Source organism: Nocardia thraciensis (assembly GCF_054782435.1).
This window is the reverse complement of the sequence record NZ_BAAGSM010000010.1, coordinates 278,934-296,799: the sequence shown is the minus strand read 5'-3', so window position 1 is coordinate 296,799 and position 17,866 is coordinate 278,934. Positions and strand designations below refer to the sequence as shown.

Annotated in this window: 16 protein-coding genes; 6 read left to right on the top strand and 10 right to left on the bottom strand. The window is 69.3% G+C overall.

Annotated features, from left to right (window positions below):
• Positions 1–378 precede the first annotated feature (378 nt).
• Positions 379–696, top strand: coding sequence for a hypothetical protein (locus tag ACYVLQ_RS04495; RefSeq protein ID WP_460696076.1), 318 nt, complete (start codon positions 379–381; stop codon positions 694–696).
• 102 nt (positions 697–798) lie between these two features.
• Entirely contained in the window at positions 799–1,443 is a 645-nt protein-coding gene (locus ACYVLQ_RS04490; protein WP_460696075.1) for a DUF2461 domain-containing protein, read from the top strand.
• 4 nt (positions 1,444–1,447) lie between these two features.
• On the opposite strand, the gene egtD is transcribed toward ACYVLQ_RS04490, so the two are convergent.
• The 4 genes from egtD to egtA all read right to left on the bottom strand — a co-directional run bounded on the left by egtD (position 1,448) and on the right by egtA (position 6,201).
• Positions 1,448–2,419 carry an L-histidine N(alpha)-methyltransferase gene (egtD, locus tag ACYVLQ_RS04485; protein ID WP_460696074.1) on the bottom strand — a complete coding sequence of 324 codons (972 nt, stop codon included), beginning with the start codon at positions 2,417–2,419 and terminating at the stop codon, positions 1,448–1,450.
• On the bottom strand, positions 2,416–3,444 hold the full coding sequence (locus ACYVLQ_RS04480) for a class II glutamine amidotransferase domain-containing protein (RefSeq protein WP_460696073.1): 1,029 nt from the start codon (positions 3,442–3,444) through the stop codon (positions 2,416–2,418). The genes egtD and ACYVLQ_RS04480 overlap by 4 nt, the downstream gene beginning before the upstream one ends.
• Entirely contained in the window at positions 3,444–4,784 is a 1,341-nt protein-coding gene (gene egtB, locus ACYVLQ_RS04475) for an ergothioneine biosynthesis protein EgtB (RefSeq protein ID WP_460696072.1), read from the bottom strand. The genes ACYVLQ_RS04480 and egtB overlap by 1 nt, the downstream gene beginning before the upstream one ends.
• Positions 4,785–4,923: 139 nt before the next feature.
• Positions 4,924–6,201, bottom strand: coding sequence for an ergothioneine biosynthesis glutamate--cysteine ligase EgtA (gene egtA, locus ACYVLQ_RS04470; RefSeq protein WP_460696187.1), 1,278 nt, complete (start codon positions 6,199–6,201; stop codon positions 4,924–4,926).
• Between the two features lie 149 nt (positions 6,202–6,350).
• Here egtA and ACYVLQ_RS04465 point away from each other — a divergent pair, with 149 nt between their 5' ends.
• Positions 6,351–7,550 carry an aminotransferase class V-fold PLP-dependent enzyme gene (locus ACYVLQ_RS04465; protein WP_460696071.1) on the top strand — a complete coding sequence of 400 codons (1,200 nt, stop codon included), beginning with the start codon at positions 6,351–6,353 and terminating at the stop codon, positions 7,548–7,550.
• A gap of 9 nt (positions 7,551–7,559) precedes the next feature.
• Here the strand turns inward: ACYVLQ_RS04465 and pth are convergent, their stop codons facing one another.
• Positions 7,560–8,141, bottom strand: a complete 582-nt coding sequence (pth, locus tag ACYVLQ_RS04460; RefSeq protein ID WP_460696070.1) for an aminoacyl-tRNA hydrolase — start codon at positions 8,139–8,141, stop codon at positions 7,560–7,562.
• A 21-nt stretch (positions 8,142–8,162) separates the two neighbouring features.
• Positions 8,163–8,771, bottom strand: coding sequence for a 50S ribosomal protein L25/general stress protein Ctc (locus tag ACYVLQ_RS04455; RefSeq protein WP_460696069.1), 609 nt, complete (start codon positions 8,769–8,771; stop codon positions 8,163–8,165).
• Positions 8,772–9,088: 317 nt separating this feature from the next.
• Between ACYVLQ_RS04455 and ACYVLQ_RS04450 the strand changes: the two genes are divergently transcribed.
• Positions 9,089–10,705, top strand: a complete 1,617-nt coding sequence (locus ACYVLQ_RS04450; RefSeq protein WP_460696068.1) for a peptide chain release factor 3 — start codon at positions 9,089–9,091, stop codon at positions 10,703–10,705.
• A 144-nt stretch (positions 10,706–10,849) separates the two neighbouring features.
• Here the strand turns inward: ACYVLQ_RS04450 and ACYVLQ_RS04445 are convergent, their stop codons facing one another.
• Entirely contained in the window at positions 10,850–11,374 is a 525-nt protein-coding gene (locus ACYVLQ_RS04445) for a nuclear transport factor 2 family protein (RefSeq protein WP_460696067.1), read from the bottom strand.
• A gap of 73 nt (positions 11,375–11,447) precedes the next feature.
• On the bottom strand, positions 11,448–12,323 hold the full coding sequence (locus ACYVLQ_RS04440) for an Abi-alpha family protein (RefSeq protein ID WP_460696066.1): 876 nt from the start codon (positions 12,321–12,323) through the stop codon (positions 11,448–11,450).
• 259 nt (positions 12,324–12,582) lie between these two features.
• Here ACYVLQ_RS04440 and ACYVLQ_RS04435 point away from each other — a divergent pair, with 259 nt between their 5' ends.
• Both ACYVLQ_RS04435 and ACYVLQ_RS04430 read left to right on the top strand, forming a co-directional pair.
• Positions 12,583–13,905, top strand: coding sequence for a hypothetical protein (locus ACYVLQ_RS04435; RefSeq protein WP_460696065.1), 1,323 nt, complete (start codon positions 12,583–12,585; stop codon positions 13,903–13,905).
• A complete protein-coding gene (locus ACYVLQ_RS04430) occupies positions 13,902–14,738 on the top strand; it encodes an Abi-alpha family protein (RefSeq protein WP_460696064.1) in 837 nt (278 codons plus the stop codon). Before ACYVLQ_RS04435 ends, ACYVLQ_RS04430 begins: the two co-directional genes overlap by 4 nt.
• 1 nt (position 14,739) lies before the next feature.
• Here ACYVLQ_RS04430 and ACYVLQ_RS04425 read toward each other — a convergent pair whose 3' ends face one another.
• Together ACYVLQ_RS04425 and ACYVLQ_RS04420 are read right to left on the bottom strand one after the other, a co-directional pair.
• A complete protein-coding gene (locus ACYVLQ_RS04425) occupies positions 14,740–16,725 on the bottom strand; it encodes an ABC-F family ATP-binding cassette domain-containing protein (protein WP_460696063.1) in 1,986 nt (661 codons plus the stop codon).
• Between the two features lie 92 nt (positions 16,726–16,817).
• Positions 16,818–17,750: a 4-(cytidine 5'-diphospho)-2-C-methyl-D-erythritol kinase gene (locus ACYVLQ_RS04420; protein ID WP_460696062.1), complete on the bottom strand. Its 933-nt coding sequence runs from the start codon at positions 17,748–17,750 to the stop codon at positions 16,818–16,820.
• Between the last annotated feature and the right edge of the window lie 116 nt (positions 17,751–17,866).

The window sequence follows — 17,866 nt, the reverse complement described above, 5'->3', positions numbered from 1 at the left end:
CGCTGCCCAACTCGCTGCCCACCCACTCCCGGCTCGTTGCCCACCCACTCCCGGCACGCTGCCCACTCACTTCCCGGCTCGTTGCCCACTCACTCCCCGGCGTGCAGCTCTCTCACTCCCCGGCGCGCTGCTCTCTCACTTCCCGGCGCGCTGTCCCCTCACTCCCCGGCCCGCTGTCCCCTCACTCCCCGGCTCTTTGCCCCTCACTTCCCGGCGTGCAGCTCTCTCGTTTCCCGGCGTGCTGCCCACTTCATTTCCCGGCGTGCTTTGGCCGGGATCTCCTTCGTTCTCGCGCCTCGTACGTAATCGGCGGTAGCGTTGTAGGTAGTTCACGGCGGTTTGCTAGCGGTGAGCTGGCCTGCGAGAGAGGTGGGCGTCATGGCCGACGGACCCGACGACAACCGGTTGATGGACGAGGTGTTCGAGATGGGCGATGAGGAGCGCGAGGACCTGGACTACGACATGGGCGAGGACGAGCAGGCCGACGAGGTCCGCGAGTACGAGCGCTACATCACCGACCCGCCCGACGACCTGGTCATCCGCTACCACGAGAACGAGGACACCGGCCGCCTGGGCATCGCCAGCGAGCTCGACCAGGAGTGGACGCGTCGCCGCCACCGTGACGAGGAGCGCACGGAGGACGAGCGCCCGGCCGAGGTGGCCGCCATCGAGGTCCGCAACGAGCCCAAGGACTGAGTCCCGGCAAAAAGCACGCCGGGACATGGAAGGTATGCGCGCCGCGATGAAAGGAACGCGGGCGGGAACACGGAGGTATGCGCGTCGGGTTAGGTTTGACCCATGTGCACGTTCGCGGGGTTTCCGGTTGCGGGGCTGGACTTCTACGAGGATCTCGAGGCCGATAATTCGAAGGCGTTCTGGAACGCCAACAAGCATGTCTACGAGCAGGCCGTGAAGGAGCCGATGGCCGCGCTGGTGGCCGAACTGGAGGCCGACTTCGGCCCGGCCAAGATCTTCCGCCCCTACCGAGACGTGCGATTCTCCAAGGACAAGACGCCGTACAAGAACCATCAGGGCGCGGTCGTCCACACCGCGCAGGGTGCGGGATGGTACGTCCAGATCGGCGCGCCGGGGCTGTTCGTCGCCGGTGGGCTCTACGGCGGTTCCCCGGCACAGCTTGCGCGCCTGCGCAGCACCATCGACGACGAGGTGCGCGGGGTGGAGCTCGAGAAGATCCTCGCCAGGGTGACGAAGGCCGGGTACACCCTCGGCGGTGAGAAGCTCACAACCCGCCCCAAGGGCTACCCCGCCGACCACCCGCGCATCGACCTGCTCCGGCACAAGACGCTGGTGGTCAGCAAGGAGTTCGGCGCCCCTGATTGGCTGGAGACCCCGCGCGCGGCCAAGGAAATCCGCAAGTCCTGGGAAACCATGCGCCCGATCGTCGAGTGGCTGGGCGCGGTGGTGGGAGAACTCAGCCGCTGACGATTCAGCGGCGGGCCGCCAGGACCAGCGCGAAGCGGTCGTCCGCGTCCGTCCACACCTGCTCGGTGTCGAATCCGGCGGCATTCAATTCCGCTGTGAGCCCGTCGATCCGGAACTTGGCGGAGATCTCGGTGCGCATCTGCTCGCCCGCGTCGAAGCGCACCGGGAGATCGAGGTCGGCCACCGTGGCGGTCATCGCGCGGGTGGCCTCGAGCCGCATCTCGATCCACTCGTTCTCCGCGTCCCACAGGGCCACGTGCCGGAAGCCGTCCGGATCGAAATCGGCGCGCAGCCGAGAGTTCAACACATGCAGCACATTCCGGTTGAACTCGGCGGTCACCCCGGAAGCGTCGTCGTAGGCCGGAACCAGCACCTCGGGCGAGGTCACCAGGCCCGCGCCGAGCAGCACCTGCTCTCCCGGTTCGAGCACCTCCTGGACGCCGGACAGGAATTCGGCGCGCTCGGCGGGGACCAGATTGCCGAGGGTGCCGCCCAGGAAGGCGATCATGCGACGGCCGCCGCGGGGCAGGTTATGCAGGGTGTCGGTGAAGTCGCTGACCACGCCGTGCACGGCCAGCGCGGGGAACTCCACGCCGACCTGTTCGGCCGCGCCACGCAGCGCCGACACCGAGACGTCCTGCGGAACATAGGTTTTCAGCGGGCCGGCGCTGCTCAACGCGTCGAGCAGCAGTCTGGTCTTGGCGGCCGAGCCCGCCCCCAGCTCGACCAGCACCTCGGCCTGGGCGATGCGGGCGATCTCGCCGACCACCCGCTCCAGCAGGGCGCGCTCGGTCCGGGTCGGGTAGTACTCGGGCAGCTGCGTGATGGCCTCGAACAGCTCGCTGCCCCGGGCATCATAGAACCACTTGGGCGGCAACCACTTCGGCGTCGAGGACAGGCCGAGCCGGGCGTCCGACCGCAGCGCCGCGGTGAGGTCGTCGTCGGTCAGGTGGATCTCCAACGTCGGTCCGGTCATGAACGCGCCCTTTCGGATTCATCGGATTGCAGAGACTCGACGCCGAGATGACCGGGTCGCACGGTCACCAGCTGCCGGTCCGCGACGGCCTGCCACCGCGGATCGTCGTCGTAGGGTTCGGAGGCCACCACCGCCGCCTCGTCGGTGACCAGCACCGACAGCGAATGGTAGGCGGTGGTGGCCCAGAGGGTTTCGCCGTCGCCGAGCAGGAAGTTCAGTCGAGACTGCGGCGACCGGGCGAGCACAACGCCTGCCAGCCGACGCAAGGTGAGCGCGGGATCCGCCTGCCGCACATGCGCTTCCGGCGTACTCGAGACAGCAGGAGCAGCGGACGCCGCTTCGGTGAGAACGGCCTGCCCCGCGACACCGGCATGGCCCGGCCGCGGGTCGTCCGGCGAGGCCGGTTCCAGCAGGCCGCGCAGGATCACCCACAGCGCAGCCGAATCGGTGAGCGACTCCGCCTCCACCGGTGGGGGCGAGTCGAATTCGGCGGCGACGGAGGTCAGCACCCGCCGCCAGTCCGGGACGACGCCGTTGTGGCTGAATGCCCAGCGGCCGTGGGTGAACGGGGCACAGGCGGTGCGTTCCACGGGCATGCCGACGGTCGCCGATCGCACCGCGCCCAGCACGGCCGTGGACCGCAGTTGCGGCAGCACCTCCTCGACGGCCGGATCGGTCCAGATCGGCGCCGGATTGCGATATCGGGAGGCCACGAGTGCGACCGGCGCGACACCACCGAGTCGCTCACCGGCCGGGACCTCAGCCGAGGCCGCCCCATGCACGCCGTTCGAGTGCGGTCCGCCCTCAGCCAGGTCCGAGCCGTGCACACCCCGGCCGCCTGGTCCGGGGGCGCCAGCGGCACCCGCCGGGACCCACCACGCGACGCCGAATCCATCGGCGTTGATGGTTCCGCCCCCGCGCATCTCCCGCGGCGCCCAGGATTGAGCGCGCAGGGAATGCGTTCCGCGGGTGAGGATGTCGCCGACGGGGACGGGCGGGCCGAGGTAGCCGAGATGGCGGCACATCAGCGCTCGTCCGGGCGGAGGTCGCGGGCCAGGCGGAAGCCGGAGAAGATCTGGCGGCGGATCGGATGGTCCCAATTGCGGAAGGTGCCGCGGCACGCGACCGGATCCGTGCCGAAGGAGCCGCCGCGCAGCATCTTGTAGTCGCCGCCGAAGAACACCTCGGAGTATTCGCGGTACGGGAACGCCTCGAACCCCGGGTAGGCCTCGAAACCCGACGCGGTCCACTCCCAGACGTCACCGATCAGCTGATGCACCCCCGCGGACGACGCACCCGCCGGATACGCGCCGATATCGGCCGGTTCCAGGTGTCGCTGGCCGAGATTCGCCGTGGCCTCGGTGGGATCGGCGTCGCCCCAGGGGTAGCGACGGGTCCGCCCGGACTCCGGATCGAACCGCGCCGCCTTCTCCCATTCGGCCTCGGTGGGCAGGCGCTTACCGGCCCACGCGGCGAAGGCCTCGGCCTCGAACCAGCACACGTGCACCACGGGCTGCTGCGGCCGGACCGGTTCCATCGTCCCGAAAACCCTTCGCCACCAACGGTTCCCGCCATCGCGCTCCCAGAATTGCGGCGCGCGGAGATCCGCCTCGCGCCGATGCGCCCACCCGCGCTCGGACCACAGTTCGGGCCGCTCGTAGCCGCCGTCGGAGATGAACTCCTGATACTGCGCGTTCGTCACCGGGGCGACATCGATCGCGAAGCCGGGCACGTGCACCGGGTGCGCGGGGCGCTCGTTGTCCAGCGCCCACGGATCGGTCGACGTCCCCATCGTGAACTCGCCCGCGGGAATCACGACCTCGCCGGATACGGCGGCCTGGGACGTCGGTGGCGGGCCGGCGGACAGCACCGCCGCACCCGTGCGCAGTTGGTGGGTGGCCAGCATGGTCTCGTCGTGCTGCTGCTCGTGCTGCGCGATCATGCCGAAGGCGAAGCCACCGTCGACCAGGCGGGCGCCGCGCAATGCGCTGTGCGACAGTACATCCCACACCTTCAACCGCACGGACCCGACGTACCCGCGCGCCGCGTCGGGGTTCAGCAGCGCAAGCGCGGGCCGGTCCGCCCGGGGATGCTGGAACGCGTCGTAGAGATGATCGATATCGGCGCGCACGGGTTCCCGGCCGCCGACATCGCGCACCAGCCACAGCTCCTCCTGGTTGCCGATATGGGCCAGATCCCATACCAGCGGGCTCATCAGTCGCGAATGCTGCGCCACCAACTCCGCCTCGTCGATGCAGTCGGTCAGCGCGGCCGTGCGCGCCCGCGCCCGCACGAGCACCTCCGCGATCTGTTCGCGCAGCCGCTCGGTCTCGGCGTGATCGGTGCCGGTGAGTTGAACAGTCATGAGAGAGCTTCGCTTTCGTCGAGCCGTACTGATGTGCAAGCGTCGAGCGGAACGGATCGGTGGGCCGCGGGCGGGATGCGGGTGCCGCCGCGACGCGCGGGACGACGTTCGACGGTGCGCGGCCTGTTGTACCGCCGCATCAACCGTCCACCTCCGGCCCTGCGTACGCGGCCGGTTCGCCGGTGGGCATGCACCCGCTGCGACATCGGCGCACAGCGGCGTGCAGTTCCTCCGCGGCTTCGGATGTCGCGGCGTGCTCGGCGGCGAGCGCGAGCAGATCGACCGCCGCCGAACGGATCTGCGGATCGGCCAGGCCACAGCGCGCCGCCTCCAGCCACTGCCCCGCGACCGGCGCCGCCACCCGGGCGGCCTCGGCGACCACGGCCGGTGTCGACATCAGCGCGTCGAGGGCGTGGATCGGCACGCTCCAGCTCTCGCCCGGCTGCGCGTCGAGATAGCGCACCTCGAGGTGCCCCGAGGCCCGGACCGGCGGGAACATCGTGCTGAGGTGGTAGTCGAGATCGGCCTGTTCGGGGCGGCGCCCGACCTCCTCGTCCAGCGCGCCGCACAACCAGTCGGCGAAGGTGGCGCCGGGCGGCGCGGCCCAGTCGCCCTCGCCGTCGGTCTGCCGCACGCACAGCAGCGGCACGTCCAAGGCCCAGCGCGCGTATTCGGTCACCGGATCGGACCAGTGTTGCACCGACGGGCGGGTGCGGGCGTGATCGAGTCGCAGCCAGGCCCGCATGCGCTGCGAGGCCCACGTGCCGGTCGGCGCGCCGTGCAGATCCGGCGAACAGGCGAAGGCCGCCAGCAGGGCAGGGCCGATGGCGTAGAGCGCGGTCCACCGGGCCGCCACCTCGGCTCGATTCGCGCCCGCGTCCACGCTCACCTGCGTCGCGGCGGTATTGCACATCATGAGTCGGCCGAACGGCCCGATGCCGTCGAAACAGCGCTCCATGGCCTGGTAGCGCGGCAGTTGCAGCACTCGCGACGGACCGCGGGCGGCATCGGCGGCGGCCGAGACGGTGTGAATGGAATGGGTGTGGAGCAGTTTCTCCAAGCGGCGCGCATCCTCGCGCAGGTGCTCACACAATTCGGAAGCGGCCCCGAACGGGGCGCTGGAAAGTTCGATCTGACCACCGGGTTCGACGGTGACCCGGCTGCCCCCCGGCAGCGGCAGAGCCGGAGAATCGGGGGCGACGGACTGCGGCGCGTACGGTCCGAGAGCATCCGCGAGCACCGACAGCTCGGGACGCGCGCCCGGCGCCGAAGACCCACCCTGCGCGGTGAGCCACTCCAGTTCGGCGCCGATCAGCGCCGGTGGGCCCTGTTTGAAGCAGACGCCACCGACGTAGGCCTCGGCCACCGCCCGGGAGGAGAAGCCGGCGCCCGCGCCGATCGGGGCCCGTACCGCCATGACTGCCATACCAACCGCCTTCCGCCGACCCGAACCAGAATAATGGGGGCTACCGACAAGTAGTCTGAAAAATCTGTGACGGTCTCTCGACCACCGTCCCCTACCAGGGCAAACATCTAACCTTCGGATCGTCTTCTATCGTCGGTGAGGTGCTGGATCAGACTCGCCTCCGCGCCGACATCGCCGCCTACGACGATGCCACCCGGCCGTCGCCGGTATTCCTCGACAGTGCCGGATCGTCGCTGCCGCCCCGGATCGTGGTCGACACGGTCGTCGAGCACCTGCGGCGCGAGGCCGAAATCGGCGGCTATCGGGCGGCCAATGAACGGCTGGACGATCTGCACGCCGTCAAGTCCGCGATCGGCTCCCTGATCAACGCCGACCCGACGGGGATCGCCCTGAGCGACAGCGCGACTCGGTCCTGGGCGGACTTCTTCTACTCGATTCCGCTGTCGGCCGGGGACCGAATCCTGGTGTCGGGGGCGGATTACGCCAGCAATGCCATCGCCGCACTGCAGCGCGCCCGCGCCACCGGGGCGGTGGTGGAGGCCATCCCCAGCGACGCGACCGGGCAGATCGATCTCGACGCTCTCGCCGGACTGGTCGACGAGCGGGTGAAACTGGTGTCGCTGCTGCACGCGCCGACCAACGGCGGCCTGGTCAATCCGGTCGCCGAGGCCACCCGGATCGCGCACGGCGCGGGCGCGCTGGTGCTGCTGGACGCCTGCCAGTCGGTGGGACAGATTCCGATCGACGTCGCCGCGCTCGACGTCGACGCGCTGTCGGCGACCGGCCGCAAATGGCTGCGCGGGCCGCGCGGCACCGGATTCCTCTATGTGCGACCGGAATTGGCCGCGACCATGGAGCCCGCGCGTCTGGATCTGCACAGCGCCCAGTGGACCGCGCCGCGCGAGTACCGCCTGATGCCCGACGCCACGCGCTTCGAGTTCTGGGAGCACGACGTCGCCGCTCGCCTCGGCCTCGGCGCCGCCGTGCGGTATCTACTCGACCTCGGCCCCGTGAACGTCTACGCCGGGGTCGCGGCCAATGCCGGACACCTGCGCAAGACGTTGCCGCAGGTCCCCGGGGTGACCGTGCGCGATCTCGGCGCCCTGCACAGCGGCATCGTGTCGTTCACCGTGGACAACGTGCCGCCGACCGAGGTCCGGGACCGCCTGCGCGACCAGGACATCACCGTCACGGTCAGTCACCGCGGCTCCACCCTGCTCGACATGACCTCGCGCGGTCTCGACGCTGTGGTCCGCGCCTCCCCGCACTGCTTCGTCACCACCGACGAGCTGGACCGCTTCGTCGACGCCGTCGCCGCCCTGCGCTCCGGCCGCGAATAACATTCCCGCTCAGTGCAATTGGTTCTGCGCGGGCTCCAGTCCGACGCGCAGTAGGAGTTCGACCGCGTCGGCGGCCTGTTCGACGCAGACCGGGAGTTCCTTGCGCTCCACCGAGGAGAACGGCTTCAGCACGAAGTCGGCCGGGTCCTGGCGGCCGGGCGGGCGGCCGATGCCGAATCGCACCCGCAGGTAGTCCTTGGTGGTCAGCGAGCTGGAGACGGAACGCAATCCGTTGTGGCCGCCCTCGCCGCCGCCTCGCTTGAGGCGGATCGTGCCGAACGGCAGATCGAGCTCGTCGTGGATGGCGATCACCTCGGTGGGCGGCACCGAGAAGAACCGCGCCAGCGCCGCGACCGGGCGGCCGGAGACGTTCATGTACGAGCGCGGCTTGGCGATCAGCACCTTGCGCCCGTCCAGCCGGGCCTCCAGCAGGTCGGCGCCCGACTTCTTGTGCACGGTGAACCGGCCGCCGATGCGCTCGGCGAGCACATCGGCGACCATGAACCCGACATTGTGCCGGGTGCGCTCGTACTCGGAACCGGGATTACCCAGCCCGACCACGAGCGCGGGACCGGCATTCGGCTCGGTCATCGAAACCGTTGCGCGAGGCTCTTATTCGGCGCTCTCGCCCTCGGCGGACCCTTCTTCGCCCTCACCCTCACCCTCGGCCTCGGCGGCCGGTGCGGTGATGATGTTGACGATCAGGGTCTCCGGATCGGCGGACAGCGTGACGCCCTTCGGCAGCTCGATCTGCCCGGCGGTGATCTGGGTGCCCGCCTCGACGCCCTCGATGGAGACCTCGAGCTCCTCGGGGATGTTCAGCGCGTCGGCCTCGATGGCGATGGTGGTGGCGTCCTGGGTGACCAGGGTGCCCGCGGCGGCGTCGCCGGACAGCACGACGTGCACGTCCGCGACGACCTTCTCGCCCTTCTTGATGGTCAGCAGGTCGGCGTGCTCGATGTAGCGGCGGATCGGGTGCACCACAACGGACTTGGTCAGCGCGAGCTGCTTCTTGCCGTCGATCTCCAGGTTCAGCACCGCGTTGGCGCCGTGCTGACGCAGAATGGCGGCGAAGTCCTGGGCGTTGACCGAGAGGTGCTGCGGGGCCGCGCCGTGGCCGTACAGCACGGCGGGCACGTTTCCGGCCCGGCGGGTGCGGCGCGCGGCGCCCTTGCCGAACTCCGTGCGGACGGTGGCTTCGAGAAGGCTGGCGTCGGACATGACTGATGAACTCCTACGGCTCTCCGGGCGGTCTACGTGCTGCCAGGGGCTGATCCTGGCTGAGGTCTGCTCGTCGGGCGAAGACCGAACGAGGACGGCCGGAAGCCGGGCCACGTCGATCACGGTGTGCACAAGGACTCACCCTCGCCGAGACAACCCGAAAAGATTAGCACGCAGGCGACATGCCCCCGCACCGGGCCTCCCTCTGGCACCCCCGGCGCGCCGGAATTTCGAATCAGGGAGAGCATGTCCGAGGCCGAAAGCCCGGTCAAGTACCCTGGAGCGGTTGCCTATCCCGCGAAGAGGAGCCCACCCCCGTGAATTCTCCGACTACCGGCGCGGCAGCGCCAGGTTTGGCCGAAGAGGTGGCGCGGCGGCGCACGTTCGCGGTGATCTCCCATCCCGACGCGGGTAAATCCACGCTCACCGAGGCGTTGGCGCTGCATGCCAAGAAGATCGCCGAGGCGGGCGCCATCCACGGCAAGGCCGGTCGCCGCTCGACGGTCTCGGACTGGATGGAGATGGAGAAGGCGCGCGGCATCTCGGTGAGTTCGACCGCGCTGCAGTTCGAATACGACAACTGCGTGATCAACCTCGTCGACACTCCGGGCCACTCGGACTTCTCCGAGGACACCTACCGGGTGCTGACCGCCGTGGACGCCGCGGTCATGCTCATCGACGCCGCCAAGGGGCTCGAGCCGCAGACGCTGAAGCTGTTCCAGGTGTGCCGCCACCGCGGCATCCCGGTCATCACCGTCATCAACAAGTGGGACCGCCCGGGCCGCGCGCCGCTGGAACTGCTCGACGAGATCAACGAGCGGATCGGCCTCATCCCCACCCCGCTGTTCCTGCCCGTCGGCATCGCGGGCGACTTCCGCGGCCTGCTGCGCCGCGGCCCCGAGGGCGCGGCCACCGAATACGTGCACTTCACCCGCACCGCGGGCGGTGCGACCATCGCGCCGGAGGAGTCGTACGCGCCCGAGCAGGCCGCCGCGCGCGAGGGCGACGTGTGGGCCACCGCCGCCGAGGAGAGCGAACTGCTCTCGGCCACCGGCCAGGACCACGACCAGGAGATGTTCCTGGCCGGACAGACCTCGCCGGTCATCTACGCCTCGGCCATGCTGAACTTCGGCGTGCGCCAGCTGCTGGACACCCTGGTCGCGCTGGCGCCCGCACCCGGCCCGCGCAACGATGTCGACGGCGCTCCGCGCGAACCGGGCGACCCGTTCAGCGCGGTCGTGTTCAAGGTGCAGGCGGGCATGGACACTGCCCACCGCGACCGGCTGGCCTTCATGCGGATCGTGTCCGGGGAGTTCGAGCGCGGCATGGTCGTCACCCACGCGCAGACCGGGCGGCCCTTCGCCACCAAGTACGCGCTGACGGTGTTCGGCCGCGAGCGCGCCACCGTCGACACCGCCCATCCGGGCGATGTGGTCGGCCTGGTGAACGCCACCGCGCTCGCGCCGGGCCACACGCTGTTCGTGGACAAGAAGGTGCAGTTCCCGCCGATCCCGTCGTTCGCGCCCGAGCATTTCGCCGCGCTGCGCGCCCGCAGCGCGGGCAAGTACAAGCAGTTCCGCAAGGCGATCGATCAGCTGGATTCGGAGGGGGTGGTGCAGGTGCTGCGCAACGACACCCGCGGCGACGCCTCCCCCGTGCTGGCCGCGGTCGGACCGATGCAGTTCGAGGTGGTCACCGCTCGAATGCAGGCGGAGTTCAACGTCGAGACCCAGCTCGACTTCCTGCCGTACCAGCTGGCCCGCCGCACCGACGCCGCCTCGGCGCCGGAACTGGATCGCCAGCGCGGTGTCGAGGTCTTCACCCGCACCGACGGCGCGATCCTGGCCCTGTTCAGCGACAAATGGCGATTCCAGTACATCCAGAAGGAGATGTCGGAATTGACACTGGAGCCTCTGGTCGCGGCGACCGACTGAGATTCCGGCCAAAAGCACGCCGGAATGACAGACGGCGGGAGCCACGCCGGAATGAGGAGGCGGGAGCCACGCCGGAATGAGGAGGCGGGGGCGACGCCGGGATGGCGGAGGGCGGGAGCGACGCCGGGATGGGAAAGTGGTTGCTCAGCCCATGGTTTCTGCGGTGTCCGGGGGTGGGCCTTCGGAATCCGGGGCCATTCCCGGCTCGCGGGCGATGAGTCCCCAGCGACTCGAGGTCAACCGCAGGCTGGGGAGGTCCGAGAGGGACAGCACCACCTCGTAGGTGCGTTCGTAGCCGGTGTGGGCGATGCGCCAGCGGCCGTCGGCGCACTTCACGTACTGGTCGCTGTAGAACGCGGCCCCGCGCAGCAGCATGTTGTGGGCGGGGATGAGGACCGTATCCGCCAGGTACCACGTGCCGGTCGCGCTGTCGCCGTCCACGTCGATCTCGGGATGGTCACAGCGGTGCTCGGTGATCACGTGTGGGCCGAGCGTGTTGCGCATGAACGCCAGGAACGCGTCGCGCGATTCGAACTGCAGGTACTCGCTGTAGGTCGCCGTCGCCTCGGGAATCAGGGTGTCTGCGAAGTCGTCCCAGGACTTGGTGTCGAGTGCCCGCAGATAGCGGAACTTCAGCCGGCTGATCGCGGAGACGGCATCGGTATCCATACCTCCACAATCCCATCCGTTGTGCCGGAACTGTACGGATCGGGAAATTTGTATCGGATTGCTATCGGAAGCGTTACGACCCGTTGATACTGAAGCAGGTCTTGCAGAAGTCCTCGCCGAACTCGGTCAGGCGCAGGCTCTTTCGCACGATCTTGGGTACCCGACCGGCCTGTTTCAGCGCCGACTCCACCACCGGCTGCACCTCGAGCACCATGTAGCGGCTCAGCACCACCGGATCGTCGGAGGTCACCAGCAGTCCGAGCCGGTTGAGGTTGATCAGGTACAGCCGGGCACGGTCGGGGTAGCGCACGCCCGACTGCTCCGGCACCGAGGTCAGGTCGCCCGACACCAGCTCCGAGCCGATGCCCAGCGGCCGATTGGTGCGCACGTCCACCGACGGCTGCGGGCCGTTGAGCGCCATGAACCGCAGGATGCGGGCCTCGTCGGGGGCGATCTGATCGAGAATCCGGTCGTAGGCCGGGTGCACGTCCTCGGTGAAATAGACGTCGGCCGACCGCGCCAGCAGCGCCTCGCCGCGGCGGCGCAGATCGTCGAGGCTGGAGGAGCGGACGTACCCGCCGGGAATGGCCTGGGGGGCGTGGCCGTTGTTGGTCGGCACGTAGCTGACGATCTCGCGGACCGAGCCCTCGGTGACGCCCAGGATATTGCGGGCCACCGACTGCAAGGCCGCACCGGCCCGCTCGGCGATATCCGCCGAGGACTCGCCGTTGATGGCGGCCTGGGTGATCTCCTTGGTGACCTCGTAGGTGGTGCCGACCGCCCACTGCCCGCCACGCACGGCGGTGCCCGCCGCCAGCCCGGCCGCGCGGAAGACGCCCCGGATCAGGCGGGCCTCGTTGCTGATCTGCCGCTGCTCCACATCCGAGCTGCGTTCCACGGCGCGGGAACCGGGTCGGACCACATCCTGTCCGGTCCTGTCGTCTGCCACGTGCTTCTCCGAATACGCCTAGGTGAGCGGGAATCCGTTCACATTATTGCCGCCGCTGTGGTGGTGGTCATTCTTCAGGTACCCGATGTCCGATGCGACATTCCGGGCGGCCGATGTGACCGAAGTCTCCCACCTCCGGCCGCTGTGGACCAGATCCCCCTCGAATTGGACCCATTTCCTGAATCCACAGTAAGGTCCCCCCCAGCCGACAGGTACGTTGAGGCGGCGGTCACCGGTTTGGGGTCGGCAGGAGGGTGTCGTGCTTGACAGTGTTTTTCATATCCACCCGACCTTATTGCTCGAACTGATCACGATCCCCCTGTTCACCGGCGTCATCGGCTATATCACCAACTGGACCGGCGTACTGATGCTGTTCAAGCCGATTCACTTCCACGGTTTTCGGGTGCCGGGCCTGCGCTGGCTGTTTCCCTATCTGCCCAAGCGAATTCAGGTGCTGCCGCTGCTGCAGTACGACGGCCGCGCAGGCTGGCAGGGCATCGTGCCCTCGCGCGCGGACAAGATGGCGTCGATCGCCGTCGACAAGGGGCTGTCCAAACTGGGCAGCGTCGCCGACTTCTATCGGGAGCTGGAACCCGACGCGCTCGCCGAACATCTCACCGCCCTCGCCGAGGAGCAGATCCGCGACATCGTCGAGGACATCGCGATCCGCGAGCATCCGCAGCTCTGGTACAACCTGCCCACCCAGATCCGGGAGATGGTGCACGAGCGGGTGCGCCAGCAGCTGCCGGATGTGCTGCGTGAGCTGACCGAAGAACTCGGCAACAACATCGAGCAGCTGATCGACGTCAAGTCGATGGTGATCCGCTATTTCCAGTCGCGACCGCAGCTGCTGAACATGGTGTTCCAGGTACTGGGCGCGAAGGAGCTGCGGTTCATGCAGAACTTCGGCTTCTACTTCGGCGCGCCGATGGGCGCGGTGCTGGTCGGCATCCTGCATCTGACGCACTGGCCGACGATGGTGGTGCTGCCGGTGGGCGGGGTGATCATCGGCTGGGTGGTGAACTGGATCGGCATCAATCTGATCTTCGCTCCGGCCTATCCGAAGTGGTGGTGCCCGTGGCGGCAGGGTCTGCTGATCAAGCGGCAGCCGGAGATCACCGAGGGGTACGCGGACCTGGTGGCGAGCCAGGTCATGACCGTCGCCAATGTCGGGGACGAGTTGCTCAACGGGCCGCGATCGGATCGCACCATGCAGATCCTCGAGGACACGCTGCGCCCGGCGACCGATCGGGCACTGGGTCCGGCGCGCGGGGCGTTGAAGTTCATGATCGGCAGCCGCGATTACGAGACGCTGCGGACCCGCTTCACCGACGAGGCCAAGAGCCTGGCGCCGGTCGCGTTCGCCGATCCGGCGTTCAACGCGCAGCAGAGCAAGAATGTCAGCCAGTACATCGCCAAACAGATGGCGGCGCTGCCGCCGCCGGATTTCGTGGACATGTTGCGCTCCGCCATCAAACAGGACGAGTGGCTTTTGTTCCTGCACGGCGGTGTGCTCGGCCTGTTCGCCGGTTACGCTCATATCCTGATCTTCGGAACGGCGATTGCGACGCAATGGATATGAGGGAACCGGACTCCGGCGACGATGCCGAGTACTCCACCGAACTGCTGCCACGTCCGGCCGCCGAGCTGGCCGTCACCTCCGAGACCGATACCGCGCGAAGGCATACCACGGTGCGCACCGCGACCGGCGTGATGCGGGTGGCGCTGTCGGCGGTTACCGAGGCGACGGCGTGGGGTGTGGGCACGGCGCTCGGCGTCGCCGACACGGTCGTGCGGGGCAGCATGGCCGGGCGGCCGCCCCATCACGTGCTGTCGGAAGCCGGTGAGCAGGTACGGGATTCGGTGCGCCGCGCCCTCGGCATTCCCCCGCCCGGCGGCGGCCCGGTCGCCGAATCCGCCCCGAGCCTGCGGGAGCGCGGCGCCGAGCTGCTGCGGATGTCGGCGAGTGTGCACGAGAGCGACGGCGATCATCCGGCCTTCGCGCGCATACTCTCCGACCTCGCCCCCGACGAGGCGCGCATCCTGCGGTTCCTGTATCTGGACGGTGCGCAACCGGCGCTGGACATCCGCACCGGGCGCCCGCTGAGCCCGGGGGCACAGCGGATCGAGCCGGGGCTCAACATGATCGGCGAGGATGCCGCGGTGCGCTTCCCCGACCGGGTCGACTCCTATCTCACCAACCTGCGCAGGCTGGGTCTGGTCGAGTCGATCCGTGACCCGCTCGACAACCCGGCCCGCTATCAACTGCTCGAATCCCAGCCCGAGGTGCGCCGACTCCTCAAGCGATCGAGCTTCGGCACCAAGATCATCCATCGCAGCATCGCCCTGACCAGGTTCGGGACGGATTTCGTCCGCACCTGCCTACCGGTGCCGCATCTGGACCGGGCGCTGTGATCTAGCCGACCTCGTCGGCCAGCTCCATCCAGCGCTCCTCTGTCGACTCCTTCTCCGCCTGGACCTGTTTCAGCTCGGCGCCGAGAGCGACCAGCCTGTCGGGGTCGGTGGCGGCCTCGGCGAGGGCCGCGTGCAGCTTGGTCTCGCGCTCGGTCAGCTTCTCCAACGCCCGTTCGAGGCGGCCGAATTCCTTGCGGGCGGCCCGGTAGGCGGCCGAATCCGTCGCGGGGGCAGCCTGATTCGCCGATCCGTTCGTGGCGGGCCGCTGGGCGGCGGTGCTCAGCGCGGCGCGCTTGCGCAGGTATTCCTCGATGCCGCCGGGCAGGTTGGTGAGCTTGCCATCGCCGAACAGCGCCCAGGTGGAGTCGCAGATGCGCTCGATCAGGTAGCGGTCGTGGCTGATCACCACGAGGGTGCCGGGCCAGCCGTCGAGCAGGTCCTCGAGCTGCTGCAGGGTGTCGATGTCGAGGTCGTTGGTGGGCTCATCGAGCAGCAGCACGTTCGGCTCGCCCATCAGGATGCGGGTCAGCTGCAGGCGGCGGCGTTCGCCGCCGGAGAGGTCTCGGACCGGCGTGCGCTGCTTGGCGGGCGTGAAACCGAGCCGCTCGGCCAGCTGACCGGCGGATATCTCCTTGTCGCCCAGCATGGTTCGCTCGGCGACATCGGAAACCGCCTCCAGCACGCGCATATTCGTGGGCAGGTCGTCGAGTTCCTGGCGCAGCCAGCCGATCCGCACGGTCTGTCCCTGAATCCGCTTGCCCGAGGCCGGATCCACCTCGCCCGCCAGCGCCCGCAACAGAGTGGTCTTACCGGACCCGTTCACCCCGACCAGGCCGACCCGCTCCCCGGGCGCCAACCGCCACGTGAGATCACGCACCAACTCGCGAGCCCCGCCACGCTCCCCACCAGTCCCGCCACCAGGCACACCACCAGTCCCGCCGCCACGCACACCACCAGTCCCGCCACCAGGCACACCACCAGTCCCGGCGCCACGCTCCCCATCAATTCCCCCGGCATGCTCTTCGCCGGGGGTCGTCAGCGTGACGTCCTCCAGCTCGATCACCACGCGGCCCAACCGCTTTCGCGCGAACGATGCCAATTGCACGGTATCGCGCGGCGCGGGCACGTCGGCGATCAGCGCCTCGGCGGCCTCCACCCGGTAGCGCGGTTTCGAGGTGCGCGCCTGCGGACCGCGGCGCAGCCAGGCCAGCTCCTTGCGAGCCAGATTGCGGCGGCGGGCTTCGCTGGCATCGGCCTGGCGCGCGCGTTCGGCGCGGGCGAAGATCCAGTCGTTGTAGCCGCCCTCGTAGCTCTCCACCTTGCCGCCCACGACCTCCCAGGTGCGGGTGGCGACGGTGTCGAGGAACCAGCGGTCGTGGGTCACGACCACCAGCGCGCTGCGGCGCGACAGCAGGTGTTCGGCCAGCCACTGCACGCCCTCGACGTCCAGGTGGTTGGTGGGCTCGTCGAGTACCAGCACGTCCAGCTCACGGACCAGGGCCGCGGCCAGCGCCACCCGCCGGCGCTCGCCGCCGGACAGGTTCGCGACCGGTGCGTCCATGCCCAGATCGGCGATGCCGATGCCCTCGAGCACGGTGCGGATGCGCGGGTTGGCGGCCCACTCGTGCTCCGCGACGCCGTCGGGCCCGCCCGTCGCCCGACCATCCCCCATCGAATCGCTACCCGATGCCCAATTCGTCTGATCGTCGGCCAGCCCGGCCAGCACCACCTCGCCGACCCTGGCGCCGTCGGGAAGCACGCCGCGCTGCGTCACCACCGCCATCCGCAGGTCGCCGCGGCGGCTCACGCGACCGGCGTCGGGCTGCTCGATCCCGGTCAGCACCTCGAGCAGCGTGGTCTTGCCGCCGCCGTTGAGGCCCACCACCCCGATCCGCTCGCCCTCCTGCACGCCGAGGGAGACGTCGTCCAGCAGCGGCGTGACGCCGAAGCTCTTGTGGACTTGTTCGAGATTGATCAGGTTGGCCATGAATCCTTCTGTGTGCTGCGCCGGTGATTACCGAAGGCAAGCGTACCGATCGGGCCCGATGTGATCGGGCCGGACCGCAACCCGACAGACGGTCAGGCGTGGGGCGGGGTATCGCCGATGACGCGGGCGCCGGGGACCGGCCCCGCGGCGGTGCGCACGCTACGGCTGACGCCCGCGCCGGACAGCTCGGCGGCGACCGCGACCGCGGACTCCTCGCCCTCGCACAGGAACGCGCAGGTGGGCCCGGAGCCCGAGACGATTCCGGCGAGTGCGCCCGCGGTCACCCCGGCGCGCAGGGTGCGGCGCAGCTCCGGCTTCAGCGACAGCGCCGCCGCCTGCAGGTCGTTGCCCAGCAGCGGGGCCAGCAGCTTGGGGTCGCCCGAGGCCAGCGCCTGCAGCAACTGCTGCGGTTCACCCAGGCGCGGCGGGTCGCCCTGCTCGCGCAGGCGGTCCAGCTCCCGGTACACCCCCGGGGTGGACAGGCCGCCCTTCGCCAGCGCCAGCACCCAGTGAAAGCTGTTGCGGGACAACACCGGCAACAGCTTCTCGCCGCGGCCGCGCCCCAGGGCGGTGCCGCCGAACAGCGAGAACGGCACATCGCTGCCGAGTTCGGCGGCGATGGCCGCCAGCTCGTCGCGCGACAAACGCAGATCCCACAATTCGTTCAGCCCGACCAGCGCCGCCGCCGCGTCCGCGCTGCCGCCCGCCATCCCGCCCGCCACCGGAATCCCCTTGCGGATCGAGATCTCGACCAGCGGCGCCCGCCCGGCCAGGTGCGCCAGCCGCACCGCGGCCTTGGACACCAGGTTCGTCCGGTCGGTCGGTACCTCCGCGGCGCCCTCGCCACTGACCCGTACCGTCAGCGAGGCCGCCGGCGCGAGCTCGACGTCGTCGCTCAGCGACAGGGCCTGGAATACCGTGGTCAGCTCGTGGTACCCGTCTTCACGCAGATCACCCACCCCGAGGTGCAGATTCACCTTCGAGGGCGCCCGCACGACCACGGGACTGGGCACAACTGAAAGCACGAGCTCCAAGCGTAATGCGCTGGGGTGACAACTGTCGTCACAGAGACGACCGACACGATCCGGTGGCCCGGATCACTTGCATGAGGTACCCATGGGGGGTATGTTCTCCGTTGTTG

Coding starts and splice junctions, on each gene's coding strand:
- ACYVLQ_RS04425 (WP_460696063.1), bottom strand. CDS start 16,725: ATGGCCAACCTGATCAATCTCGAACAAGTCCACAAGAGCTTCGGCGTC.
- ACYVLQ_RS04445 (WP_460696067.1), bottom strand. CDS start 11,374: ATGGATACCGATGCCGTCTCCGCGATCAGCCGGCTGAAGTTCCGCTAT.
- ACYVLQ_RS04495 (WP_460696076.1), top strand. CDS start 379: ATGGCCGACGGACCCGACGACAACCGGTTGATGGACGAGGTGTTCGAG.
- pth (WP_460696070.1), bottom strand. CDS start 8,141: ATGACCGAGCCGAATGCCGGTCCCGCGCTCGTGGTCGGGCTGGGTAAT.
- egtB (WP_460696072.1), bottom strand. CDS start 4,784: ATGACTGTTCAACTCACCGGCACCGATCACGCCGAGACCGAGCGGCTG.
- egtA (WP_460696187.1), bottom strand. CDS start 6,201: ATGGCGGTACGGGCCCCGATCGGCGCGGGCGCCGGCTTCTCCTCCCGG.
- ACYVLQ_RS04490 (WP_460696075.1), top strand. CDS start 799: ATGTGCACGTTCGCGGGGTTTCCGGTTGCGGGGCTGGACTTCTACGAG.
- ACYVLQ_RS04430 (WP_460696064.1), top strand. CDS start 13,902: ATGAGGGAACCGGACTCCGGCGACGATGCCGAGTACTCCACCGAACTG.
- egtD (WP_460696074.1), bottom strand. CDS start 2,419: ATGACCGGACCGACGTTGGAGATCCACCTGACCGACGACGACCTCACC.
- ACYVLQ_RS04480 (WP_460696073.1), bottom strand. CDS start 3,444: ATGTGCCGCCATCTCGGCTACCTCGGCCCGCCCGTCCCCGTCGGCGAC.
- ACYVLQ_RS04455 (WP_460696069.1), bottom strand. CDS start 8,771: ATGTCCGACGCCAGCCTTCTCGAAGCCACCGTCCGCACGGAGTTCGGC.